At 50.1% G+C, this 25,128-nt stretch carries 20 protein-coding genes; 14 read left to right on the forward strand and 6 right to left on the reverse strand.

The window, feature by feature from the left end; all coding sequences use genetic code 11:
- Positions 1 to 41: 41 nt before the first annotated feature.
- Positions 42 to 518: a hypothetical protein gene (locus tag DXA87_RS05795; RefSeq protein ID WP_117484785.1), complete on the reverse strand. Its 477-nt coding sequence runs from the start codon at positions 516 to 518 to the stop codon at positions 42 to 44.
- A gap of 287 nt (positions 519 to 805) precedes the next feature.
- On the opposite strand from DXA87_RS05795, the gene addB reads away from it, so the two are divergent.
- Positions 806 to 4,354: a helicase-exonuclease AddAB subunit AddB gene (addB, locus tag DXA87_RS05800; protein ID WP_117503526.1), complete on the forward strand. Its 3,549-nt coding sequence runs from the start codon at positions 806 to 808 to the stop codon at positions 4,352 to 4,354.
- On the forward strand, positions 4,354 to 8,025 hold the full coding sequence (addA, locus tag DXA87_RS05805) for a helicase-exonuclease AddAB subunit AddA (RefSeq protein WP_117503527.1): 3,672 nt from the start codon (positions 4,354 to 4,356) through the stop codon (positions 8,023 to 8,025). Before addB ends, addA begins: the two co-directional genes overlap by 1 nt.
- 212 nt (positions 8,026 to 8,237) lie before the next feature.
- Here the strand turns inward: addA and DXA87_RS05810 are convergent, their stop codons facing one another.
- A complete protein-coding gene (locus DXA87_RS05810; RefSeq protein WP_021904841.1) occupies positions 8,238 to 8,858 on the reverse strand; it encodes a hypothetical protein in 621 nt (206 codons plus the stop codon).
- 307 nt (positions 8,859 to 9,165) lie between these two features.
- On the opposite strand from DXA87_RS05810, the gene DXA87_RS05815 reads away from it, so the two are divergent.
- The 6 genes from DXA87_RS05815 to DXA87_RS05840 all read left to right on the forward strand — a co-directional run bounded on the left by DXA87_RS05815 (position 9,166) and on the right by DXA87_RS05840 (position 15,602).
- On the forward strand, positions 9,166 to 9,546 hold the full coding sequence (locus DXA87_RS05815; RefSeq protein WP_117484779.1) for a PBECR2 nuclease fold domain-containing protein: 381 nt from the start codon (positions 9,166 to 9,168) through the stop codon (positions 9,544 to 9,546).
- A gap of 251 nt (positions 9,547 to 9,797) precedes the next feature.
- Complete coding sequence (locus DXA87_RS05820) at positions 9,798 to 10,748, forward strand: MBL fold metallo-hydrolase (RefSeq protein WP_158553032.1); 951 nt, start codon at positions 9,798 to 9,800, stop codon at positions 10,746 to 10,748.
- Positions 10,723 to 11,241 (forward strand): dihydrofolate reductase, encoded by a 519-nt coding sequence (locus DXA87_RS05825; protein ID WP_021904835.1) that lies wholly within the window; start codon positions 10,723 to 10,725, stop codon positions 11,239 to 11,241. Before DXA87_RS05820 ends, DXA87_RS05825 begins: the two co-directional genes overlap by 26 nt.
- A 469-nt stretch (positions 11,242 to 11,710) precedes the next feature.
- Positions 11,711 to 12,595 (forward strand): sulfide/dihydroorotate dehydrogenase-like FAD/NAD-binding protein, encoded by an 885-nt coding sequence (locus DXA87_RS05830; RefSeq protein WP_015553565.1) that lies wholly within the window; start codon positions 11,711 to 11,713, stop codon positions 12,593 to 12,595.
- Positions 12,596 to 12,617: 22 nt separating this feature from the next.
- Positions 12,618 to 14,012 (forward strand): NADPH-dependent glutamate synthase, encoded by a 1,395-nt coding sequence (gene gltA, locus DXA87_RS05835; protein WP_117503529.1) that lies wholly within the window; start codon positions 12,618 to 12,620, stop codon positions 14,010 to 14,012.
- A 219-nt stretch (positions 14,013 to 14,231) separates the two neighbouring features.
- Entirely contained in the window at positions 14,232 to 15,602 is a 1,371-nt protein-coding gene (locus DXA87_RS05840) for an MATE family efflux transporter (RefSeq protein ID WP_181968347.1), read from the forward strand.
- A 199-nt stretch (positions 15,603 to 15,801) separates the two neighbouring features.
- Here the strand turns inward: DXA87_RS05840 and DXA87_RS05845 are convergent, their stop codons facing one another.
- Positions 15,802 to 16,821: a GGGtGRT protein gene (locus DXA87_RS05845; RefSeq protein WP_015553562.1), complete on the reverse strand. Its 1,020-nt coding sequence runs from the start codon at positions 16,819 to 16,821 to the stop codon at positions 15,802 to 15,804.
- 131 nt (positions 16,822 to 16,952) lie between these two features.
- The gene (locus DXA87_RS05850; protein WP_015553561.1) at positions 16,953 to 17,645 is read right to left on the reverse strand and encodes a hypothetical protein; all 693 of its coding nucleotides are present in this window, start codon (positions 17,643 to 17,645) and stop codon (positions 16,953 to 16,955) included.
- Between the two features lie 499 nt (positions 17,646 to 18,144).
- Here DXA87_RS05850 and DXA87_RS05855 point away from each other — a divergent pair, with 499 nt between their 5' ends.
- The 3 genes from DXA87_RS05855 (at position 18,145) to rpoN (ending at position 20,518) form a co-directional block, all read left to right on the forward strand.
- Positions 18,145 to 18,396 (forward strand): acyl carrier protein, encoded by a 252-nt coding sequence (locus tag DXA87_RS05855; RefSeq protein ID WP_015553560.1) that lies wholly within the window; start codon positions 18,145 to 18,147, stop codon positions 18,394 to 18,396.
- Between the two features lie 139 nt (positions 18,397 to 18,535).
- Positions 18,536 to 19,189 carry an endonuclease III gene (nth, locus tag DXA87_RS05860; RefSeq protein ID WP_117503531.1) on the forward strand — a complete coding sequence of 218 codons (654 nt, stop codon included), beginning with the start codon at positions 18,536 to 18,538 and terminating at the stop codon, positions 19,187 to 19,189.
- Positions 19,190 to 19,195: 6 nt separating this feature from the next.
- Positions 19,196 to 20,518: an RNA polymerase factor sigma-54 gene (rpoN, locus tag DXA87_RS05865; protein WP_117503532.1), complete on the forward strand. Its 1,323-nt coding sequence runs from the start codon at positions 19,196 to 19,198 to the stop codon at positions 20,516 to 20,518.
- 200 nt (positions 20,519 to 20,718) lie between these two features.
- Here the strand turns inward: rpoN and DXA87_RS05870 are convergent, their stop codons facing one another.
- Positions 20,719 to 21,561: a D-amino acid aminotransferase gene (locus tag DXA87_RS05870; protein ID WP_117470720.1), complete on the reverse strand. Its 843-nt coding sequence runs from the start codon at positions 21,559 to 21,561 to the stop codon at positions 20,719 to 20,721.
- A 444-nt stretch (positions 21,562 to 22,005) separates the two neighbouring features.
- Here DXA87_RS05870 and DXA87_RS05875 point away from each other — a divergent pair, with 444 nt between their 5' ends.
- Positions 22,006 to 22,737, forward strand: a complete 732-nt coding sequence (locus DXA87_RS05875; protein WP_117503533.1) for a GTP pyrophosphokinase family protein — start codon at positions 22,006 to 22,008, stop codon at positions 22,735 to 22,737.
- Positions 22,738 to 22,795: 58 nt separating this feature from the next.
- Here DXA87_RS05875 and DXA87_RS05880 read toward each other — a convergent pair whose 3' ends face one another.
- A complete protein-coding gene (locus DXA87_RS05880; protein WP_117503534.1) occupies positions 22,796 to 23,656 on the reverse strand; it encodes a GNAT family N-acetyltransferase in 861 nt (286 codons plus the stop codon).
- 291 nt (positions 23,657 to 23,947) lie between these two features.
- Here DXA87_RS05880 and DXA87_RS05885 point away from each other — a divergent pair, with 291 nt between their 5' ends.
- Together DXA87_RS05885 and DXA87_RS05890 are read left to right on the forward strand one after the other, a co-directional pair.
- Positions 23,948 to 24,307: a CidA/LrgA family protein gene (locus tag DXA87_RS05885; protein WP_015553554.1), complete on the forward strand. Its 360-nt coding sequence runs from the start codon at positions 23,948 to 23,950 to the stop codon at positions 24,305 to 24,307.
- A 2-nt stretch (positions 24,308 to 24,309) separates the two neighbouring features.
- Positions 24,310 to 24,984, forward strand: coding sequence for an LrgB family protein (locus DXA87_RS05890; RefSeq protein ID WP_015553553.1), 675 nt, complete (start codon positions 24,310 to 24,312; stop codon positions 24,982 to 24,984).
- The last annotated feature ends 144 nt before the right edge of the window (positions 24,985 to 25,128 follow it).

A 25,128-nucleotide genomic window follows, 5' to 3' on the forward strand; every position in this document is an offset into this window, starting at 1 on the left:
ATACCCGGTGGTCTCAGAATAGAAATCACCGGGATTCAATATTACTGTTCAACTGCTTTGGAAAGCGCCGTCCGCACCGCCGACACCAGCGCCATGGAGGTATACTGGGATCCGGACGGATACTCCAGCCCCTCAAGACTCTGGTTTTCCAGGATCTGCGCCGCAATGGAATCCATGGAGGGTGCCATCAGGGGATACATAGTCTCAACGGAGTCACTCAAAGGCACGAGAGATACGGAGCGGATCCCTGTACGGTCCACTGTGACCTCCACATTGGCGTTCTCGCTGCCCAAAACGATGGGGGACGAATAAAGTCCCGGAACGTATGTAGCGGAGGCAGGAGTGGACGATGAGGCGTTCTCGGCGGTCTGTTCTGCCGTGCTCCCGGAGATGTTGTCCTTCTTCGGGCGGAACATAAAGAGGAAGAGCATGATGAGGACGATGGCAAAGCCGATAAAGAGAGCGGTGTAGATGATCTCCTTCATTCTGAGGACGATGATCTTTGTTTTTGAACTCATGGAATAGATCCTTTTCACGAAATATTTTGTATATTCTATGAGAAATGCAGGAAAAAGATTCATGATCCCGGAGCCGATAGGAGAGACGTGGGAGAAAGATCAGACTCCGGCAGCTACGCGATAAAGAACTTGACAATTCCCTTCGGAACATATACGGTTGTGAGAGAATGATATGTTCCGGATGTCCGGATGCGCATACCGTGCGAAGGCGCAGACGGTCACAGAAGAGCGTGCACGGTGTGGAAACGTGCCAAGGCACATTCTTTTTCATATAGCAGGAGGATAACATGGGATTATGCATCATCGCCGGCGGTTCCGGTGCCGGAAAAACAGAATATATATACAGGAAGATCATCGAGCTGTCCGCGAAGGAACCGGAGGGCAGATTTTTTGTGGTAACGCCGGAGCAGGCGACGATGCAGGCCCAGAAGGAGATCGTGAGACTCCACCCGAACCACGGGACACTGAACATCGACATCGTGAGCTTTGAGCGCCTGGCTTACCGGATCTTTTCGGAGCTCTCCCTGCCGCAGCCGGAGGTGCTGGACGATACGGGCAAAAATATGGTCCTCAGAAGGCTTGCCGGGGAAAAGATGGACGAGCTCACCATGTTTTCCTCCCACTTAAACCGCCCGGGATTTATCAGTGAGATCAAGTCCATGCTTTCGGAACTCTACCAGTACGGGGCAACTCCGGAGGACTTAAAGGCGCAGACAGCCGGAGAACATGTGGGACAGATTCTGGCTGCGAAGCTCTCGGATATGGAAGTGATCTTTGAGGCGTTCCGGGAGTTTACGAAGGAGAAATATATCACGCTGGAGGAACTTCTTGATGTGCTCTGCCAGGTGGCGGACCAGTCTGCCCTTTTGAAGGACAGTACCATGGTTTTAGACGGCTACACGGGCTTTACGCCGGTCCAGTACCGGCTTATCGGGATTTTACTGAAACTTTGCCGGAATGTCTTTGTGACGGTGTCCGCGACGATGGAGCCGGGGATGGATCTTACGGCAGAGTCGGATGAGACGGATCTTTTTGATATGAGCCGGAAAATGACAGGAAAATTGAAACAGCTGGCGGAGGAAAACGGGGCGAAAATTTACCAGGACCTCGTCTTTTCCAAACGCCCGCTTGTGCGGTTCCGGAACAGCCCGGCTCTTGACCATCTTGAGAGGACGTTTTTCCGCTATCCGTATACCCGGTACTACGGCGGAGAGAGGGAGATTATGCTGGTTCAGGCAAAGGACCCGGCGGATGAGATCGACTTTATCACGAACCGGATCGAGGAACTGGTGAAAAAGTACGGGTACCGCTACCGGGATATCGCCCTGGTCTGCGGGGATCTTCCGGGATATGGCCGGGAGATCACGAGAAGCTTTGAAGAGAATAGGATCCCGTTGTTCTTAGATGAAAACCGGGATGTGTCGGGAAATCCGCTGATCCGGCTGATCCAGAGCGCCCTGGATATTTTGCAGAAGGGCTTTGACTATGAGAGCATGTTCCGGTATCTGAGGACCGGGCTCGTGACAGAGGAGACGGAGGCCGTGGACCGGCTGGAGATCTATGTGCGGGCCATGGGGATCCGGGGATTTGCGAAGTGGGACACGGCATGGGAGAAGACCTTTGAGGGCGGAGAAAATTTAAATCTTGTGGAGACGAATGCGTTCCGGGAGAAGATCATGGAACCGCTCCGTGTTTTAAGGGAGCGCTGCGCCGGACGGGGAGTTCCGGTGGCGGTGGTGACGGATGCCTTAAAAGAGCTCCTGGAGACCCTGGGAGCCGAGGAAAAGCTGGAACAGTTTTCGGAGAGGTTCGCGGATTCCGGCATGGACCGGGAGGCGAGGGAGTACGAGGAGATCTATGGTCTTGTCATCGAGCTTTTCGAGAAGTTTAAGAGCCTGTTGGGCGATGAGTGCGTGTCAAGGAGAGAGTACGCGGAGATCCTTTCCGCGGGCTTTTCGGAGCTCTCTGTGGGAATGATCCCCGCGGGGGCGGACCGGGTGGTCTGCGGTGACCTGAAGAGAACGAGACTCGATAAGATCAAGGTCCTCTTTTTCCTCGGTGTGAGCCAGGGCGTGGTTCCGGCGGACCACTCGAAGGGCGGTCTTTTTACGGACAATGAGAGGGAGATCCTAAAGAAGAATTCTATGGAGCTGGCACCAACAGCCAGGGAAGAGGGCTTTATGGAGCGTTTTTACCTCTATCTCATGATGACGAAGCCGTCGGATCAGCTGATCTTATCTTACCCGACGGTGACGGCGGAGGGAAAACAGACACGACCGTCCGGAATTATCGGGGAGATGAAAAAACGGTTCCCGGACCTCTTTATCCGGGAGACGGAAGCGGAAAAACGACCGGATGTTTCTGTGACGGCGGCGGGAAGAGCCATACTTTCCTGGCTTCAGGAGCCGGACCGGCTGATGGATCCGGAGAATGAGAAGGCGCGGGAGCTTTACAGTTTCCTGTCTTCCGATGAGGCGAAAGCGAAGGAGATGGAAGATCTCGCGAAAGCCGTGGCCTATTCTTATAAGAAAAGCGGCATCGGCCGGGCGGCGGCGAGAGAGCTCTACGGAACACTTTTAAGGGGCAGTGTGACGAGAATGGAAGGTTACGCTGGGTGCGCCTACTCCCACTTCCTGAATCATGGACTTGGGCTCCGGGCGGGAAGGGAGTATGAGCTGGACCTCTCCGACATGGGAAATCTGTTCCACCAGTCCCTGGACACCTTTTTCCGCAATGTGCGTGACCATGGAAAGGATTTCCGGACCATCACGGACGCGGAGCGGCGAGCTCTCGTGAAGCGGGCGGTGGAGGAAGTCTCCGCGAAGTACCGGAACACGATCATGAAGAGTTCCGCGAGAAACGCCTACCTGGAAAAAAAGGTGGAGCGGATTACGGACCGGACGGTGCGTGCGCTGATCTACCAGATCCGGAAGGGCGATTTTGAGCCGGAGGCGTTCGAGGTGGATGTGAGCACGCGGATCCCGCTGAAGGATGGGGAAGCCGTGAACCTTCGCGGGCGGATCGACCGCATGGACGTGTTTGAGGATGAGGACAAGATCTATGTGAAGATCATGGACTATAAGTCGGGAAGCACGTCCTTTGACCTGGCGCTTTTGTACCATGGGCTGCAGCTCCAGCTTGTGGTCTACATGGACGCGGCGTTAAAGCTCCAGGAGAGCCGGCATCCGGGGAAACAGGCGGTTCCGGCGGGAATCTTCTATTACCATATCGATGATCCTGTGATCGACCGGGAGGACGGAATGACGGACGAGGAGATCGAGGCGGGAATCTTAAGGAAGCTCCGCATGAATGGTCTCGTGAACAGCAGTCTCGACGTGATCCGGCATATGGACCGGGAGATCGAGAAGGAATCAGATGTGATCCCGGTGGCACTGAAGGACGGGTATGTGCAGGAGTTAAAGTCCTCTGTGGCTGGAGGAAAACGGTTTGCCCATTTGACAGATTATGTAAACCAGAAGCTCAGGGAGATGGGCGAGGAGATCCTGGATGGAAATGTGGCAGTGGATCCCTACAAGCAGGGGAACCGGACGGCGTGCGATTACTGTCCGTACCACAGTGTGTGTGGGTTTGACCTGAAGACTGACGGGTATGGATTCCGGAGATTTAAGCCTATGAAGACGGAGGCGATCTGGAAGGAGATCGACCAGGAAGAAGATGGGGAAGAGATGGACTCCGGTGCAATGGAAGATGCTGCAGATAAGGTCGATCCTGTACAGCTGGATCCCGGTAAAACGAAGAAGAAAACTTTAGAGGGCATAGAAAGCGGGAAAAAGAAATCGCCTGGAAAAGAAAATGACGGAAAGGAGATTCTGTAATGGCGACAAAGTGGACAGACGAGCAGAAAAAAGTCATTGAGACGAGACACCGGAATCTCCTTGTCTCGGCGGCAGCAGGAAGCGGAAAGACGGCGGTCCTCGTTGAGCGGATCATCCGCATGATCACGGACCCGGAACACCCGGCGGATATCGATAAGCTGCTGGTCATGACCTTCACGAACGCGGCGGCGGCGGAGATGCGGGAGCGTGTGGAGACAGCTCTCGGAAAGCTTCTGGACGAGGATCCGGGGAATAAGAATCTGGAGCGCCAGAACACGCTGATCCACCACGCGAAGATCACCACCATCGACAGCTTCTGCTTAAACCTTCTGCGGGAACATTTCCACGAGCTGGACCTGGATCCTGGATTCCGGGTGGCGGACGAAGGCGAGCTGATGCTCTTAAAAGCCGATGTGATGAAGGAACTTCTGGAGGAATATTACGGAAGGGAAGATGAGCGGTTCATAAAGTTTGTGGATACCTACGCCACAGGGCGGACAGACGGTGGATTGGAAGAGTATATTTTAAAGGTATGGGAGTTCTCCCAGAGCAATCCGTGGCCGGGGGAGTGGATCGCGGCCTGCAGGAAGGAACTCTGGGCTGGCGGAACCGGTGAAGATGGGGATCCTATGGAGGAGACCGCATGGATGAAGTATCTGATCCAGGATGTGAAACGCCAGGCGGAAGAATTCTTAGACGGACTTTACGAGGCAGCGGATCTCGCGGCAGAGGAAGACGGTCCCCAGGCATATGCACCGATGTTAGCGGAAGACATCCGGGGAATGGAAGAACTCAGGGAAGCCGGGACTTACCGGGAGATTGCGGAGTGCCTTGAGGAGCTGAAGTTTGGAAGGCTGGCGGCTGTCCGGGGAAAAAATGTGGACCCGGAGAAGAAAGAACAGGCAGCAGCCTACAGGAACCTCGCAAAGGACGGCATCAAGAAGATGAAGGCATTGTACCTTCCAGGAGATATCGATGAGGTGTTCGCGGATCTCGACGCCTGCCGGGAGCCGATCCTGATGCTTTTGGAGCTTGCGGAGGAGTTTTCTGCGAAATTCCAGGAGGCGAAGGAGGAGAAAAACCTGGTGGACTTTAATGACCTGGAACATTTTGCGTTGGAAGTCCTCACCGGAGGCAGTCTGGATCATAAGCCGGGACTGGTGGCGGATGAACTCTCGGAGATCTACGAGGAGATCCTTGTGGACGAATACCAGGACAGCAACGAGGTCCAGGAGACGCTGATCCGCTGTGTTTCCAGGGAGCGGTTCGGGACGCCGAATGTGTTTATGGTGGGTGATGTGAAGCAGAGCATCTATAAGTTCCGTCTCGCGAAACCAGAGCTGTTTCTGGAAAAGTATGAGTCCTACGGGAAAGAGGACGGGCTGTACCAGAAGATTGAGCTCCACAAGAACTTCCGAAGCCGGCCGGAGGTGCTTTCCAGCATCAATGACGTGTTCTACCGGATCATGACGAAGCAGCTTGGCAATATTAAGTACACGGATGACGCGGCGTTGTATCCGGGGGCGGAATTTCCGGCACTGCCGGTGGACGGTCAGGCGAAGACGGAGGTCCTGCTTTTAAATACCGGGGATCCGCTGTTTGACGGCATGGACGAGGAGAAGGCGGATTATACCGCGAAGGAGGCGGAGGCGAGACTTATCGCCGGGGAGATCAAAAAACTCACGGACCCGGAACACGGGATGAAGATCTTTAACGGGAAGACCGGGGAGTATGAGCCGTTAAAGAAGAAGGACATCGTGATCCTGCTCCGCAGTCTCTCCGGGTGGTCCGAGGAATTTTTAAGTGTCCTTGGGGCAGCAGGGATCCCCGCCTACGCGGATTCCAGGACCGGATATTTCACGGCGGTGGAAGTGGAGACCGTGCTCAACATGCTGGCACTCATCGACAATCCAATGCAGGATATTCCGTTAGCTGGTGTGTTAAAGTCGCCCATCGGCGGCATGAAGGACCGGGAGCTGGCCATCGTGATGGCGGAATTCAAGAAAGATCCGGACCGCGGGGAAGACGTTGGATTTTATGGGGCGGTGAAAAGATATTTGGAGAAACACGGGGAATCGGAGGAAGATGCGGTTATCTATCGCAAGTTGGCAGCATTCCAAAATCTCCTGACGACTCTGAGAGAAGAATCTATGTACCTCCCGGTCTCTCGCCTGATCTACCGGATCTTCGACCTCACCGGGTACGACAAGTACGCCGCCGCCATGCCGGCAGGAAAGACGAGGCAGGCGAACCTCGCCATGCTGGTGCAGAAAGCGGAAGATTACGAGAAGACCAGTTATCAGGGACTTTTCGACTTTATCCGGTACATCGAGAAGTTAAAAAAATACAACACCGACTTCGGTGAGGCTTCCCGCTCCGGGGAACATGACGACGCGGTGCGGATCATGAGCATCCACAAGAGCAAAGGTCTGGAGTTCCCGGTGGTGTTCTTAGCCGGATGCGGGAAGAAATTCAACAGACAGGACGCGAGAGGACGGATCCTGATCGACGAGGAGCTTGGAATCGCAGCGGATTTCTTCGACCCGGAGAAGAAGGTCAAGGCACCGACGTTAAAGAAAAATGTCCTGGCGAGACGGTCAAATCTGGAAAACATGGGCGAGGAGCTTCGTATCCTCTATGTTGCCATGACCCGTGCGAAGGAAAAACTGATCATCACCGCAGGCGACAAGTATATGGACAACAAGCTGGAAAAATGGGGTGGGATCCCGGCTGGCGGCTCGCTGCCGTTTACGATCTTAAGCGCGGCATCCTCCTATCTGGACTGGATCCTGATGGCGTCAAACGGGGCGAAAAACACCCTCGATGTGAAGAATGTTCCGGTGAAGGACCTTCTCGTGGAGGAGGCGAAGAACCAGGAGGAGAAGGCAAAGATCTATCTGGAACTGGAACAGCTGCGGAAAGCGCAGCCGGAGAAAATTCCGGGGCTCATCGGGGTAAAATATCCTTACGCGGCGGACCTTGCGCTGCACGCAAAGATGTCAGTTTCGGAGCTTAAGGAACAGGGGCAGTTTGTGGATGACGCGGAGAGTGCGTTTTTGATTAAGAACGTCAGGGAAAAAGAAGATTCAGAAATTATTGATAAAATGTCTGATACAGCGGCCGAAGAAAAAGCCAGAATAAAGCGTGCCTCCGACCGCGGTACCGCTTACCACCGTGCCCTGGAGCTGATCCACTTCGCGGAAATTTCCGGTTACGATGATATCGTGAAAGAACTCGACCGGATCCGTGAGGAAAAGCGGATGCAGGAGACCGCCATCGATATGGTTTATCCGGGCGTTTTGACGAAGTTTTTCCACTCAGATATTGCAGCCCGCATGAAACAGGCGGACCGGAACGGAAAATTGCGGAAAGAGAGCCAGTTTGTGGTGGGTATCCCTGCACGAGAGATGAACAAGGCGGATTCCGATGCGCTGATCCTGTTACAGGGTATCATCGACGCCTGGTTCGAGGAGGATGACGGTCTCGTACTTGTGGATTACAAGACAGACCGGGTAAAAGAAGGCGGAGAGAATATACTTCTGGACCGCTACCAGATCCAGCTCTTCTACTACGCAAAGGCACTTGCCCAGATCACCGGGAAAGAGGTGAAGGAAGCCGTGATCTACTCTCTGGCGCTGCAGAAAGAGATTCTGGTCCCGATCAATTTATGATAAGATATGATCAAAAACTGCCCGGCACCATAACTAAGGTGCCGGGCAGCGGTTTTTTATGTAACAGGAAATTCAGAGGAATTCCCTGTTACATAAAAAGGCACAAAGATGCGCACTCGCGCGAAGACGTAGATTGTCGCAAGCGACCGCGCGAGGCGCGAGAATGTGCCAAGGTACATTCTTTTTCAAGTTATGAAGTTATCACAAAAAAATTAGTCCGCAATGATCAGCTCTTTTGCATACGGCAGAGTCCCGATCCAGTCGCAGAAGGTATGCCACTCCACAAGCTTGTGAGCCTTTCTCGCATGATAAATATTGACGAGTGTCTCATAATTCATTGTGCAGGTGCGCATCTGGTTGTAGCTGGACGGGAGAAGCTGGATCATGTCGTACCAGTCCTCCTTATTTTTTCCTTCGTTCATGTATTTCAGACGGATCTGTTCGAGGCGGTCTACAACGGTCTGCATATAAGCGAGCGTATCCGGAGTCATATGATCATGGCTGAAATCATCGATGTCGAACGGCTTGGAGTGGATTTTATGCATGGTGCTTGTGGAGTTTGCAACAGTCGCCACTTTGTAGGTGTCATATTCCTTCCACCAGTAGAGCGGAGCCGTAATATCCACGGATACAAAGATCTGGCGGATAAACTTTCTGTGGTCGCTTCCAGCCATGCGGAGACGCTTCGCAAGATCGAGATCGTTCGGTCCAAAGACAAAGTTTCCGTCCTCATCATAGCTGCTGTCCATACGTCCCCAGCTGTTCAGCGGGTTTCTTGCGCCGCGCATGGCATTTTCAAAGTTCATGACGCTTGTGCGTTCAAATTTTATCATAATGTTTTCTCTCCTTGGTTAAAGTCTGGCGGATATGGCATATATTCCATATATACCGGATGCATTCCCATTATAGCTATTTTTTCTTGCAGACACAAGATGATTTTAAGAAGCATTGCAATGTGCGTGTAAATCTGTTACGATATACATAATAAAAATTACTTGTTGATATGTGTTTCATATTTCTATCCCAAGCTATCTATTAGTTTAGCGGTTCTGAACATCTTTATTTTCTGGTGCTTCTAGCAATTTATATGCCAGAGTCTATGAAATCTTATAAGTAAACCCGATAAAAGAGGTATTTGTATTGTATATTGTTGGAAAAATTGATGTGAAAATTTATAGGTGCATATCAGAATACATAATTACAGACGAAGTGATTATTACAGATGAGCGAGTTGGTCATGTGAAGGAAAGACATCCTGATGATTATGAAAAATACTGTGAATACTTAAAAGAGATTGTTGAGCATCCTGACTATATTATTGAAGCGAACAAACCTGATACAGCTTTGATTTTAAAACAAATTATAGAATCAAAAGAGAAACAGTTTAAAACAGTTTTGAGATTAAAGACATCGACAGATAAGCCGGAATATAAGAATTCTATTATTACGTTTATGAAAATCAATGAAAAAGAATGGAAAAGACTTCTGAGAAATAAAAGGATTCTTTACAAACGGGAATAAAATTGATATACTAAGCATAACTTAATCAGGCTTTACCCAGATGATCGTTTGAGGTGGAAGATTTCGTACCCGTCCACACGCCGATGGCTTGACAGGGGAAACCCGAGAGATGCAGGAGAATGGTACGCCTGCCAAATGATTGTCTGGCTAAGTATATAAAAGATAGTGGATACCACCAACTAATAAGCGGGTGGTATTTTATATTTGTACAGGCAATGTCAAATAATAATCAATTAGAGAAAGATAAAAAAATGGAAAATGATTATATCGTCTGCGTCTGCGGGGACGCGAGCCGGGCGGCGTATCTCATTAAGGGTGAGAAGAACGTGCTCTTTGACGCCGGAATGGCCTACTCCGCGGACAGAATGATCGAAAATATTAAACGGGAACTGGGAGATCAGCCGCTGGACGCGGTTCTCTTGTCCCATTCCCACTATGACCATATCTCCGGCGTTCCGTTTCTCAGAAAGGAATGGCCGGATCTTGTGGTATATGGAAGTGCCTACGCGAAGAGGATCCTGGAGAAGCTGTCAGCGAAAAAGACGATGCGGGAGCTTTCCGACGCGGCGGCCCAGGGGGCAGGCCTGAAAAAAGCCCCGGACTACCGGGACGAGGATCTTGTGGTGGACAAGGTCGTAAAAGAGGGGGATGTCCTAGACTTCGGTGATCATAAGATCACGGTATTCGAGACACCTGGACACACAAAATGTTCCCTGTCCTACATGGTGGACCACGATGTGGTCTTTGCCAGCGAGACGGTGGGCGTGACCACTAGCGAGGTGTATATGCCCTGCTACCTCGTCGGATACCAGATGTCCCTGGACGCGGTAGAAAAGCTGCGCCGTGCGGGGGCAAAGCGGATCTTCATTACACATGTGGGAATCCTGACACCGGAGGACGCAGGAACAGCGTTGCTTCCGGGCTTAAAGAAGGAAGAATTTTCCACGGACCGGGTATGGGATTATCTGGAGGCAGGACTGAAGCGGACAAAAGATGAGATCGTGGAGATCATCAAAAAATACCCGACAGAGGAAGAACGCCTTAAGGTCATGCTGGCGACGTATCACAAAGGCGTAAAGCAGGAAGAACAGCCGGATTTCGCGTTCCTTTTAAACGCGGCGGCGACGCTAAAAGTTGTCGAGCGGGAATGCATGAATGAAAAGGAGGAAAGCAGCCATGAATATCATTGCGGCAGTAGATAAACACTGGGCCATTGGAAACAGAGGAAAACTCCTGGTGACGATCCCGGATGACCAGAAGCTTTTCCGTGAGGAGACAAAGGGAAAAGTGATCGTCATGGGAAGAAAGACACTGGAAAGTCTTCCGGCAGGACAGCCATTGGCAGGACGAAAAAATGTGGTCCTCACGAGAGATGAGGCGTACAAAGTAAAAGGATGCGAGATCTTTCATAATTTAAAGGATGCCATGGAATTCTTAAAGCAGTTCAAGTCGGAGGACATCTACATCATTGGCGGCGCTGAAATTTACGAGGCATTCCTCCCGTACTGCGACACAGCCCACATCACATGGATCGATTACGAGTACATGGCGGATACCTGGCTTCCGAACCTGGATAAAGACCCGGACTGGGAAGTTACAGCGGACAGCGATGAGCAGACATATTTTGATCTCTGCTATGAATTCCGCAGATATGAGCGGACTGGAAAGAAAGCGCTGGAACTGGGAGAAGTCTAGAAATTGTCAGGTACAGCTGCAGAAAAGAAGTGGGCTTGTGAAAATAATCGTAACGATTCCGTACCTTCATAGTTACGTGCAAAAATCCATTCCAGATCAGCTTCGCTGATGGGATTTTTGTCTTCCAGCCTATGTTTTCTTACGGTCAGCGCAGCAAGTGCGCAGAACTACTGAACAGTTACAAATAATCACTGCGTTACAGGAAAGTGATACAGAAGTACAGAAAAATAAAGGAAACTATGTTGCGCATCCAGGCAAAAGATGATAAAATATCTCTAATATTGCCGTATTGCTGTAAGAACAGCGGGCAATAAGTGTGTGTGAATGGTCTGATATCCGAAAACACATCGGAGTCAGATCTGCAATCAGTGTGTGATGGATGAGAAAGCAGCCATTGTGCTGCAATCGTATGATTTCTGTGCCGAAAATCTCAGGTGCAGAAAGACTCAGGAAACAGGAGGTATGGGATATGTATCCTATTTTAGAGGCAAAAAAGCTTGCAGATAAGATCTATCTGATGGTCGTAAAAGCCCCGAGAATTTCCGCGAACTGCAAACCGGGTGAGTTTGTGATCGTGAAGATGGATGAGAAGGGCGAGCGCATTCCGCTTACGATCTGTGATTATGACCGTGAGAAGGAGACGATCACCATCGTATTCCAGACAGTGGGCGCGTCCACAGAGCGTATGTCCGCGTTACAGGCCGGAGATTCCTTCCGCGACGTTGTCGGGCCGCTTGGAAATCCGTCTGATTTCGTAAAAGAAGATATCGAAGAATTAAAGAAGAAAAAATATCTGTTCGTTGCGGGCGGTGTCGGAACCGCTCCGGTATACCCGCAGGTAAAATGGTTAAAGGAACATGGGATCGATGTTGATGTCATCATGGGATCCAAGACAAAGGATCTGCTGATCCTTGAGGAGGAGATGAAGGCTGTTGCCGGAAATCTCTATGTGACAACAGATGACGGCTCTTACGGACACAAGGGAATGGTTACCGAGGTCATCAAGGATCTTGTAAACAATCAGGGTAAGAAATACGATGTCTGTGTTGCAATCGGACCGATGATTATGATGAAATTCGTATGTCTTCTCACAAAAGAACTTGAGATTCCGACAGTCGTAAGCTTAAACCCGATCATGGTAGACGGAACCGGTATGTGCGGTGCCTGTCGTGTGACCGTAGACGGCAAGGTGAAATTCGCCTGCGTAGACGGACCGGAATTTGACGGACATGCCGTAAACTTCGACGAAGCAATGAAACGTCAGCAGATGTATAAGACTGAGGAAGGCCGTGCACTTTTAAAACTCCGTGAGGGCGATACCCACCACGGCGGATGCGGTAACTGCAGCGAATGATCGGTGATATGGAGGAAATGACATGGATGGAATGAAAAAAGTCCCGGTAAGAGAGCAGGAGCCGAAGGTTCGCGCAACGAACTTTGAGGAAGTCTGCTATGGATATAATGAAGAAGAGGCAGTCGCAGAGGCGTCCAGATGCTTAAACTGCAAAAACGCGAGATGTGTACAGGGATGTCCGGTTAAGATCGATATCCCGGCATTCGTAAAAGAAGTAAAAGAAGGAAATTACGCAGAGGCTGCAAAGGTCATCGGCAGATCCTCCGCGCTTCCGGCTGTCTGCGGACGTGTCTGCCCGCAGGAGAGCCAGTGCGAGGGCCAGTGTGTCCGCGGCATCAAGGGCGAGGCTGTCTCCATCGGTAAGCTCGAGCGTTTCGTAGCTGACTGGTCCAGAGAGAACGGTGTTGTTCCGGAGAAGCCGGAGAAGACAAACGGCATCAAGGTCGCTGTCATCGGTTCTGGTCCGTCCGGTCTTACCTGTGCAGGTGATCTCGCGAAATTTGGATATGAGGTAACGATCTTTGAGGCACTTCACGAGCCGGGCGGAGTTTTAACCTACGGTATCCCGGAATTCCGTCTCCCGAAACAGGGTGTCGTACAGCCGGAGATCGAGAACGTGAAGAAGCTCGGTGTTGATATTGAGACAAACGTAATTATCGGTAAGTCTGTAACGGTCGACGAGCTGATGGACGAGGAGGGCTACAAGGCAGTCTTCATCGGTTCCGGTGCAGGTCTTCCAAGATTCATGGGAATCCCGGGCGAGAACGCGAACGGTGTATTTTCCGCGAATGAGTACCTTACAAGAAGCAATCTGATGAAGGCATTCCGCGATGATTATGATACTCCGATCGCAGCAGGAAAGAAGGTTGCTGTTGTCGGCGGCGGAAACGTAGCGATGGATGCAGCGAGAACAGCACTCCGTCTCGGTGCAGAGGTCCATATCGTCTACAGAAGAAGTGAGGCTGAGCTTCCGGCAAGAGCGGAGGAAGTTCACCACGCAAAGGAAGAGGGAATCATCTTCAACCTCTTAACAAACCCGACGGAGATCCTGACCGATGAAAAGGGCTGGGTCAAGGGCATGACCGTAAGAAAGATGGAACTCGGTGAGCCGGATGCATCCGGAAGACGCCGTCCGGTCGAGATCGGAGGTTCCGACTACACCATCGATGTTGATACCGTCATTATGGCTCTCGGCACTTCCCCGAATCCGCTGATTTCCTCCACAACAGGCGGACTTGAGATCAACAAGCACAGATGCATCGTTGCAGATGAGGCGAATGGCCAGACATCCCGCGAGGGTGTATTCGCAGGTGGAGATGCCGTAACCGGCGCCGCTACCGTAATTCTCGCCATGGAGGCAGGAAAAGCAGGAGCGCGCGGAATCCATGAGTATCTGAGCGGTAAGAAAGCAGAATAAAAAGAGGCGGGTCAAGACCGGACCGGTTTCCATATAGGGACCGGACCGATTTTGACCGGATGATAAAGAGCTGCTGTGGAAGAGGACTTCCGTCGGCGGCTCTTTTGATTCACAGGAGCTTTCTGTGGATCAAAAAGGCACGACTGTGCCGAGGAAGCATACTTGCGCGAAGAAGTAGGTTGCATATCTGTAAAAAAATAAGATACGGAGGAAGCAAGCATGAGGAGTCCCATGACTCAGGAAGAACGATATATCAAAATGACAGAAACCCCGATCTCCCGGCTGATCCCCAGTCTGGCGATCCCAACGATCATCAGTATGCTGGTGACATCCATCTATAATATGGCGGACACCTTCTTCGTCAGTCGGATCAGCACCAGTGCATCGGCAGCGGTAGGCGTCAGTTATTCGCTGATGGCGATGATCCAGGCACTTGGATTTACACTTGGAATGGGAAGTGGAAATTATCTTTCCAGAGTCCTTGGAAGCCGGGATGAGGAGAAGGCCGAGCGGATCGCCTCCACCGGTTTTTATACGGCTATTTTTGTAGGACTTGTGTTTGCGGCGGTCTGTCTGCCGAATCTGGATCTGCTGGTGCGCCTTTTAGGGGCCACCGATACGATCGCACCATATGCGAAGGATTATGCGAAATACATTCTGATGGCAGCACCTGTCATGACGGGAGCCCTTTCTATGAATAATCTGCTCCGGTTTCAGGGACTTGCCGTTTACTCCATGATCGGAATCACAACCGGTGGGATCCTGAATATGATCCTGGATCCGATCCTTATTTTTGGCCTGAATCTTGGAATCTCCGGTGCGGCTCTGGCAACGGCGCTCAGCCAGTGCATTAGCTTTGGAATCCTGTTCTTCCAGAGCCTTCTGAGAAAGGATTGTGTCCATCTCAAACCGGGGAAGATCACCTTGTCTCTTTCACTCTATGGAGAGATCCTCCATGGCGGAATCCCGTCACTTTGTCGTCAAGGCGTTGCGAGCATTGCAACCGCAGCGTTAAATGTAGCGGCGAATCCGTTCGGAGATGCAGCGATCGCAGCACTTTCCATTGTGAGCCGTTATATGATGTTCATTGGTTCGGCCATGATCGGCTTCGGACAGGGCTTTCAGCCGGTGTGCGGATTCAATTTCGGTGCGAAACGGTATGACCGCGTATTGGAAGCTTTCTGGTTCTGCGTTAAGGTCGCTGTGGTATTTCTGGTGACGCTTTCGGTCGTAAGCTTTGTCGGCGCTCCGCAGATCATGCGGATCTTCCGGAAGGAAGATCTTGATGTGATCGAGATCGGAACCTGGGCATTGCGCTTCCAGTGCGTTACACTGCCGTTGTCGGCATGGATCGTTATGTCCAATATGATGACGCAGACGATCGGATATGGCTTCCGCGCTTCCCTTGTGGCAGCAGGACGTCAGGGATTATTCCTGATCCCGGCACTCTTTGTTCTTCCGGTGAAATTCGGAATCCGAGGTCTGCAGCTGTGCCAGCCGGTAGCAGATGCTCTGACCTTTGTGCTGGGAGTAGTGATTGTTCTGGGGATTTTGCGGGAGCTGAAGGAAAAACAGGAGCAGGCAGAATAGACGAGAAGAACATAAAACAGGATTTTATCCGAAAGAAGATCATTTGAATTCATGAATCTGGGGCTGTCGCACTAATGTGCGGCAGCCCCAGATTCTTTGGTATACAAGTGTGGTATACAAATAATCGACAAATGAACGACTTTTTATTACTATCCCACACTATGAACGACTTGAAAAAGTCCCATAAAATAAGGATTTTTTAGAACTTACCTTCATCAGCAGCCTGCTGTACGGAAACAGCAACAGCAACTGTCGCACCAACCATCGGGTTGTTGCCCATACCGATCAGACCCATCATCTCAACGTGAGCCGGAACGGAGGAGGAACCTGCGAACTGGGCGTCAGAGTGCATACGGCCCATGGTATCTGTCATACCGTAGGAAGCCGGACCTGCTGCCATGTTATCCGGGTGAAGGGTACGGCCTGTGCCGCCGCCGGATGCTACGGAGAAGTACTTCTTGCCTTTTTCTACGCATTCCTTTTTGTATGTACCTGCAACCGGATGCTGGAAACGTGTCGGGTTTGTGGAGTTACCGGTGATGGAAACGTCTACGCCCTCTTTCCACATGATTGCAACGCCCTCTGTTACGTCGTTAGCACCGTAGCAGTTTACCTTTGCACGCGGGCTCTCCGGATCTGTGGAGTAGCATTTGCGGAATACTTCCTCAACCTCGCCGGTATAGTAGTTCATTTTTGTCTCAACATATGTGAAGCCGTTGATACGGGAGATGATCTGTGCCGCATCTTTTCCAAGACCGTTTAAGATAACGCGGAGCGGTTTTTTACGAACCTTGTTTGCCTTCTCTGCGATACCGATCGCGCCCTCAGCAGCAGCGAAGGATTCATGTCCTGCGAGGAAGCAGAAGCAGTCGGTCTCTTCCTCAAGGAGCATCTTACCGAGGTTACCATGTCCCAGACCTACTTTTCGCTGGTCAGCAACGGAACCCGGGATACAGAAAGCCTGAAGACCTTCACCGATCGCAGCAGCAGCGTCTGCGGCACGGCGGCAGCCTTTCTTGATCGCGATCGCAGCGCCTACCGTGTAAGCCCAGCATGCGTTCTCAAAGCAGATCGGCTGGATCTTCTTTACCTGATCATATACGTTAAGGCCAGCATCCTTTGTGATCTTCTCAGCTTCTTCGATGGATGCGATGCCATAGCTGTTTAATACGGAATTGATCTTGTCAATTCTTCTCTCATAGGATTCAAATAATGCCATTTTATTCTCCTTCTTCCATTAAACCTCACGGAAATGTCACGTCAGTTATTCTTTGTGAAAACGGGGAACGCGAACTCCGCGCTGCTCCGTTTGCATAGCGTAAAATTTCCCACAAGGCGTGAAATTTTACTTTACTCCTGACGCGGATCAATGATCTTCACTGCATCTGCTACGCGGCCGTACTGTCCTTTTGCCTTCTCGTAAGCAGTTGTCGGATCGTCGCCTTTTTTGATGAAGTCAGTCATCTTACCAAGATTTACGAACTGGTAGCCGATGATCTGGTCCTCAGCGTCAAGAGCGATACCGGTTACATAGCCTTCAGCCATCTCAAGATAACGCGGTCCCTTCTTTAAAGTACCGTACATGGTACCAACCTGAGAACGGAGACCTTTACCAAGGTCCTCAAGGCCTGCGCCGATCGGAAGACCTTCTTCGGAGAATGCACTCTGAGTTCTTCCGTAAACGATCTGGAGGAAGAGCTCTCTCATTGCTGTATTGATCGCATCACAGACAAGGTCGGTGTTTAATGCTTCGAGGATCGTTCTGCCCGGAAGGATCTCTGCTGCCATAGCTGCGGAGTGGGTCATACCGGAACATCCGATGGTTTCTACAAGTGCTTCCTGAATGATACCCTCTTTTACATTCAGGGTCAGCTTACAGGCACCCTGCTGCGGAGCACACCAGCCAATACCGTGTGTCAGACCGGAAATATCTTTGATTTCCTTAGACTGTACCCATTTCGCTTCCTCCGGGATCGGAGCTGCGCCATGGTTCACGCCCTGCGCAACCGTGCACATCTGTTCTACTTCATGTGAATAAATCATGTTGAGACTCCTTTCAATATATGGTTCTTAATGCTCGTTAAAAAAATCACATCATACCCGTTTCATTTTCTCACAAAAATCATGTTTCGTCCATACCTTTTTCCAAAATATTCAAATTTTGAGAAGTAATTTTAACAGAAATCGGAGCTATGACAGGACAGCAGAACCCGGGATTTCTTATAGTGGAATGAGTTTTATATCTCGGAAAATCATGTTCTAAATATGTCTTGGCACATCCATATGCCTGGCATAGATGTTCGCGGCGGCAAGCAATTTCATACTGGTGTGCATTGCAGATTACTGTACACGGGAAGGAATTTTCCGAACTGAAAATTCCGTACAGTACAGTAGTGGGAGTGGATTTTGCCGATTTGGCATGCGGCATCTTTTTAAAAGGAAAATCATTGTAAACCAGACATTTCAGCGTTATACTAAAAGGAACGTAACTTCGTCTTCCTGGATGTTCAGATCCTGGGAGCACATAAACGGAGGTGGATAAATGGATCCTCAAAAAAATGATCTGACAGAACAGGAAGAACTGAAAATTCTCGGAGAGATCCTGGAAGCGTACATCGACACACCGATCGAAAAAGACGCATTTCTGATCAGTGATCTCGGGCTTGATTCCTTCCTGATCGTATACTTTATATCGGAAGTGGATGACCGGTTCGGCGTGACGATTGAGATGCCGGAACATGTGGAATATATGACGGTCCAGGACGTGCTGGATCAGCTGAATCAGAAAAACTGACTGCCTGAAAATTGCGGACAGCATCAAATTCTAGAACAACTGCCGAAGAAAATTTTGGCTGGTGTCTATGAAAAACATAAACGGCAGCTGATTTTGGACATGCGGGGAAAACAGGCAGGAAATATACAGGAGCATACATATGGAAAAAACACTTGAAGAAAAGAAGGAACTTGCGGCAAAAGTGATTGCGGCATTAAAAAAAGAATACCCGGATGCCGACTGCACCCTGGATTACAACGAGGCTTGGAAACTTTTAGTCAGTGTCCGTCTTGCGGCTCAGTGTACCGACGCCAGAGTCAATGTGGTAGTCCAGGATCTCTACAAAAAGTTTCCGGATGTGAAGGCATTGGCGGAAGCAGATGTGGACGAGATCGAGGAGATCGTCCGCCCCTGCGGCCTTGGAAGAAGCAAGGCCCGGGACATCAGCGCCTGCATGAAGATTCTTTACGAGCAGTATCACGGAAACGTACCGGACGATTTCGATGCCCTCTTAAAGCTTCCGGGCGTTGGAAGAAAGAGTGCAAACCTTATTATGGGGGATGTATTCGGGAAACCGGCGATCGTCACTGATACCCACTGTATCCGCCTGACGAACCGGATCGGTCTTGTGGACGGGATCAAGGAGCCGAAAAAAGTGGAGATGGCTCTCTGGAAGATCATCCCGCCGGAAGAGGGCAATGATTTCTGCCACAGACTTGTAGAACATGGCCGGGCTGTCTGTACAGCGCGGACGAAACCGTACTGTGACAAATGCTGTCTGGCAGAATTTTGTGAGAAGAACGGAGTGGAGTAAAGAGACATGGAGATAAAGACAGGAATTTCATTGCAGACAAAGCAGCAGCTTTCGCAGCTTCAGGTAGAGTCTCTGAATATTCTGGCAATGTCCATGACGGAGTTAAAGGATTTTCTGCAGAATGAGGAGATCGAAAATCCGCTGGTGGAATATACATCGGGAAAAGAAGAAGCAGCGCCGATTACCTATAAAGAGACGGAACGGTTTTACAATGGTACAGACCGGGATGAGAGAAGGGAAAATGAGCTGTACGAGATTGAGGACAGCGAGAAATCATTGGAAGACCTTGTGAATACGCAGCTCCAGTGGGAGCAGATCGGGGAGACGGAACGAAAGATCGTGGACTTCTGTATCCAGTCCCTGGAACAGAGTGGATATCTGATGATTCCGCCTAAAGATATTGCGAAAGATCTTGGAGTTGCGGAAGAACAGGTGGAGGAAGTTCTCTCTATGTTGAAGGAGCTGGAGCCGCAGGGACTCTTTGCGTCAGGACTTGAAGAATGTCTTCTGATGCAGGTTCGTGGGATGGACGAGGAAGAACTCCTGTCCGACATAATAAGGAACCATCTCCAAGACATCGCGGAAGGAAAGATCAGCACGATCTCGCGGGGCTTGAAAATCTCTTCAGCAGAGGTGAGAAAACTGATCCATGTGATCAAGAACTTAAATCCGCGCCCATTAAATGGGATCGGCGGTGAGAAAGCCCAATATATTCTCCCGGATGTGATCCTGGAGTTTCAGGATGGGCAGTGGAACATCGAACTGAATGATAAATGGACTGGAAATCTCCAGGTCAGCGATTTCTACATTCATATGATGGAGACCGCCCAGGATGAGGAATTAAAATCATATTTTGAGAATAAACTGCGCAGAGCCCGCTTTATTATGAACGCGGTGGAGCAGCGCAGAACAACAATTTTGGGAATCACACGGGAAATCCTGAAACGACAGGAAGATTATTTCCTCGGAAAAGGTCAGCTGAAACCGATGACACTGGAGGATATCGGCGATGTACTGGAGATCCACAAATCCACGGTCAGCCGCGCGATCCGTGACAAATATCTGAGAGTGCCGTCGGGATGTGTCCTGTTCCGCAGCTTATTTACGACTGGAATCGTCTCATCGGACGGAAACGGCGATGTGAGCAGAAATACAGTAAAGACAAAGCTGAAAGAACTGGTTGCGGCGGAGGATAAGAAAAAGCCCTGGAGCGATGAACAGCTCGCAGGTCTTTTACAGGATGCAGGAATGCCGATATCGAGAAGAACCGTTGCCAAGTACCGGATGGAGCTTGGAATTGGAGGCGTGTTCCAGAGAAAAGATGGATAAGGGTAACTGTTCAGTAGGTCTGCGCACTTGCTGCGCTGACCGTAAGAAAACTTGGGCTGGAAGGTAAAAATCCCATCGGCGCAGCCGATCTGGAATGGATTTTTGTATGTAACTGTGAGGGTACTGAACAGTTACGGATAAAAATGGGGGCTGCCGTCTCAGTGATATGTGAATATCGCTGAGCGGCAGCCCCTGATCATTTACATGGTCTCATTTTCAAATTTTTCCGTATACTTCTTCTGGATCAGATCCACTAACTCCGGTGCCTTTCCTCCGATCGGAGTGCCATTCATCTCGCAGGCCGGGGAGCAGAATTTTGTGGAGCTGGAGACAATGATCTCGTCGGCATCCATGAGTTCTGCCATGGTAAATGGTGTCTCGTCGACGATGATTCCGTTATCCTTGCAGATCTGGATGATGTGCATTCTTGTGATTCCCGGTAAAATATAGTGGTCTGTCGGGTGGGTCTTAAATACGCCGTCCTTGATGATGGAGACGTTGCTGTGGGCGCACTCAGTGACGATATCGCCGCGGTGGAAGACACATTCGCCGCATCCGAGGGACTCCGCTTTCTCTGCAGCCATGACGTTGACAAGAAGGTTCAGAGTCTTGATATTGCAGTGCAGGAAACGCGTATCCTCCATATCAGTGAGCTTTAAGCGTTTGCCGGAGTCGGCCGGTTTTCCAGGTTTCATGAAGATCCAGAGATTCGGCTTTGTTCCTTTTTCCGGGAACTGGTGCTGACGGATACCGGTTCCCCGGGTCATCTGCCAGTAGATGAAGATATCCTTATCGTCCATCTTTGCCAGCATATCATAGAGAATTGCTGCCAGCTCGTCTTTAGTGTAGGGAATATCGATCTTGATCAGACCTGCGCTGTTGAAAAAACGGTCCAGATGATCTTTCAGGGCGAAGATCTTTCCATTTCTTGCCAGCGTTGCCTCGTATACTCCGTCTCCGAAGTAACATGCGCGGTCGTTCATCGGAACGGTCATCTCTTCCAGAGGCCCGAATTTGCCGTTGTAGTAGCCAAGTGTTTTCATTTACATTTCCTCCTGAACTCACGAAAAATTTTTCGGATATAACTGAAATTATACTATTGCTATCATAGCATGGAACAGGAGGAAAGTAAAGGAAAGAGGAAGAATTTCAGCCAATGTTTTTGGACGTATTGTATAAAACGCCCTATATTTTCCCATTGTCATATGTGAGAATTTCCTGTATAATATAGAATAATTGTAACTGTTCAGTAGGTCTGCGCATTTACTGCGCTGACCGTAAGAAAAATTAGGCTGGAAGGCAAAAATCCTATCGGCGCAGCCGATTTGGAATGGATTTTTGCGCGTAACTGTGAGGGTACTGAACGGTTACGCGTAATTATGAAAATCTTGCAGGGCGGAAGCAAAGCAGCTTTTCGCGGCATGGCGGCAGATATCTGGAAAAGATCTGTCGCATAAATAAAATCAGGAAAGTGCAGGGAGTTACCAATGAACATCAGTATGAACCCAAACGGCGAACTGTACCAGTCTGCTGTCAACGCGCCGGGAACGATCGAGATCCCGGAGAGTTTTTTAAATGAGGCACGTCAGTTCCGGGAATTGAATATGCGTTACACATGTGCGATCCGGGAAGTGAAGACGAAATTAGAGGTATTGAACGATGATCTGGCGATTCGGAATCAGAGAAACCCGATCCAGATGATCAAATCCAGGGTGAAGAAGCCGGAGAGTATTATTGAGAAGCTTCACCGCCGCGGTTTCCCGATCTCCGTAAAATCGGTACGGGAGAACCTTTACGATGTGGCGGGGATCCGCGTGATCTGTTCCTTCGTGGACGATATCTATACGGTGGCTGAGATGTTAGCACGCCAGGATGATATCAATGTCCTTATGGTAAAGGATTATATCCGATGCCCGAAGGTCAACGGATACCGCAGTTACCATATGATCATCGAGGTTCCGGTATTCTTTTCCGACCGGAAAGAAAATATGCGCGTGGAGGTCCAGATCCGGACCATCGCGATGGATTTCTGGGCTAGTCTTGACCACCAGATGAAGTATAAGAAAGATGTGGAAGATGCAAGTGAGATCAGTGAAGAGCTGAAGGAATGCGCTGAGGTGATCGCGCAGACAGATCTAAAGATGCTGTTGCTCCGCCGGAAGATCGAGGACCGGGAGAGTAAGGAAAATCTGCTCCAGTTCGATAAGGATCCGATATAAGGAGCGGTTCGGGGACTGCGGAAGCGTAAAGTCCACAGCAGTCCCGATAAGGTATAACTTAATAGAGATAGCAGCACAGGGTTTCGGTGATACGGAACCCTGTTTTTTTGTACAGGGTGAGAGCCGGGGCGTTGCCGCCGGATACCTGGAGAAGGACCGGGCGTGGGGCAGTTTTGTCAGCAGCGGCACCTGCGCTTCTCACGTCTGAAATATGGTACGAAGTTTCCGGCGAAAGTGGTGAATGCTCGATGGCGGCTGCGTTACCGTTCAGCAACTGTGCAAGTACTGTACTTAAAAACTTTGTCCCATATCCCTTACCGCGGCAGGATTCTTCCACTTCAAAGCCATAGAGGTAGTAGTGGGAAGGGAAGACGGAGAAGTTGATAACGGCGTGGTCAGAGTGAAAGCGGAGAGTCAGAGTGCCGTCAAGATTCAGACATTCAGAGTGAATATCAGCAATTAAATCAGGGGCACTGACATCGGATCCTGTCTGGCTGGAGTGGCAGTCAATGATGGAAAAGTTTTCTGGCAGCAGCTTCATCATATGTTCTTCGGAATTCATTTCTGCTCCGATCGCCTCCAGAACGGCAGCAGCGGCAGAATTTCTCTTATCCGCATAAAAAATCAACTCCGAATCTTCCGGAAGTTCATCGATTCCCGCATCCAGAAGCCCAGAAAAGTGTCCATGACCGCGAAACTCCGGATCCGTGAAGGCAGAGCATTCATAGAGCAGGCCCTCTATAGGGATAAAAGCGATGGCGGAGACGATGGAACCGTCGTGTTCAAAATAGAGAAAGAGATCAGCCTCATCAAACGGGAACGAAAGTCTGGTTCCGTCAGAATCGGTGCATTTATTTACCATGGTTTGGAGCTGTCTGATCTGGGAAGAATCAAGGGAATGGACCCTGTGTAATTTCATAAAAAAATCCTCCTGAAAAAGCCGGAAAATTTCCGAAAGTCATTTACTGGAATACCATACTGATTCCGGGCAGTGGAATGCTTTGCGGATTGCCAGAGCACGCAGTGCGGAGTGATCCTGTATCGGAGAGAGTAAAAGCTTTTTGTCTCCAATATCATGAACATAAGTATATACAGAAAAATCGACCAATTCAAGAAAAATTCCGTGCTTTTTTCTATTGCCGTTCCGCATAAGCGGTGCTAAAATGGTTGCTAGTCTTTGCGTGAGACAACAAAATGAGGAGGAAACATTATGAAGTACGTGAAGGAAATTGTGATCATCTTCGGGATCACAATGGTCGGAGAACTCTTAAATAAGTTCATTCCGCTTCCGGTACCTGCCGGAGTATATGGTCTGTTCATTCTTCTTGGCGGTCTGTGCAGCGGAATCATTAAGCTCTCTGACGTGGAAGTTACGGGAAACCTGCTTCTGGATCTGATGCCGGTGATGTTTATCCCGGCGGCTGTGGGAATTATTGATAAGATCGAAGAGCTGAAGGCTGTCATGATCCCGATGCTCATCATTACCTTCGTGACCACATTCATCGTCATGTCCATCACCGGAGTGACGGCAGAGTGGATCATCAAGAGACAGAAGAAAGGGGAGAAATAGAGATGCCGTTATATTTTGGAGTATTTGTCAGTCTTTTCGCATACCTGATCGGTATGGAATTAAAGAAGAAATTCGGCTGGCCGGTGTTAAATCCGCTGCTTGTGGCGATCATTCTCGTAATCGCGTTTTTAAAGGCCACGGGGATCACCTACACGGATTATAATGAGGGAGCGTCCTATATCAGCTATTTTCTGACCCCGGCGACGGTATGCCTTGCGATCCCGCTTTACAAGCAGCTGGAACTGTTGAAGAGAAACTTGACGGCTGTTGCGACGGCGATCACCGCGGGTGTCATCGGAAGCGTTGTCAGCGTCTATGTGATGTCCATGATCTTTAAGCTGGAACATGTGCACTATGTATCCCTGCTTCCGAAGTCCATCACCACAGCGATCGGAATGGGCGTATCTGAGGAAGCAGGTGGGATCGTGACCATGACCATCGTGAGCATCATCATCACAGGAATTCTTGGAAATATCGTTGCGGACGGCTGGTTCAAGCTCATCGGAATCAAGGAGCCGATCGCGAAAGGCCTGGCACTGGGAACATCCGCCCATGCTATTGGAACAGCAAAGGCCCTGGAGCTTGGTGAAGTGGAAGGTGCCATGAGCAGCCTGTCTATCGCGGTAGCAGGACTTATGACGGTTGTGAGCGTGCCGATCATGTCGGGATTGATCTGATCGTTAGACGTATTTTTATAGCTGTATTGGTCCGACCAATAAATGGAGAAATGTGTCCTGAATGCATGACCCTGCGCAAATGTGTAAGCTGCTGTATGTGGCTGTGCGGGGCAAATCAATGTATCGGGGCACATTCTTTTACAT

It is taken from the genome of Desulfotomaculum sp. OF05-3, from assembly GCF_003435535.1.
In the GTDB taxonomy this organism is placed as follows: domain Bacteria; phylum Bacillota; class Clostridia; order Lachnospirales; family Lachnospiraceae; genus Pilosibacter; species Pilosibacter fragilis.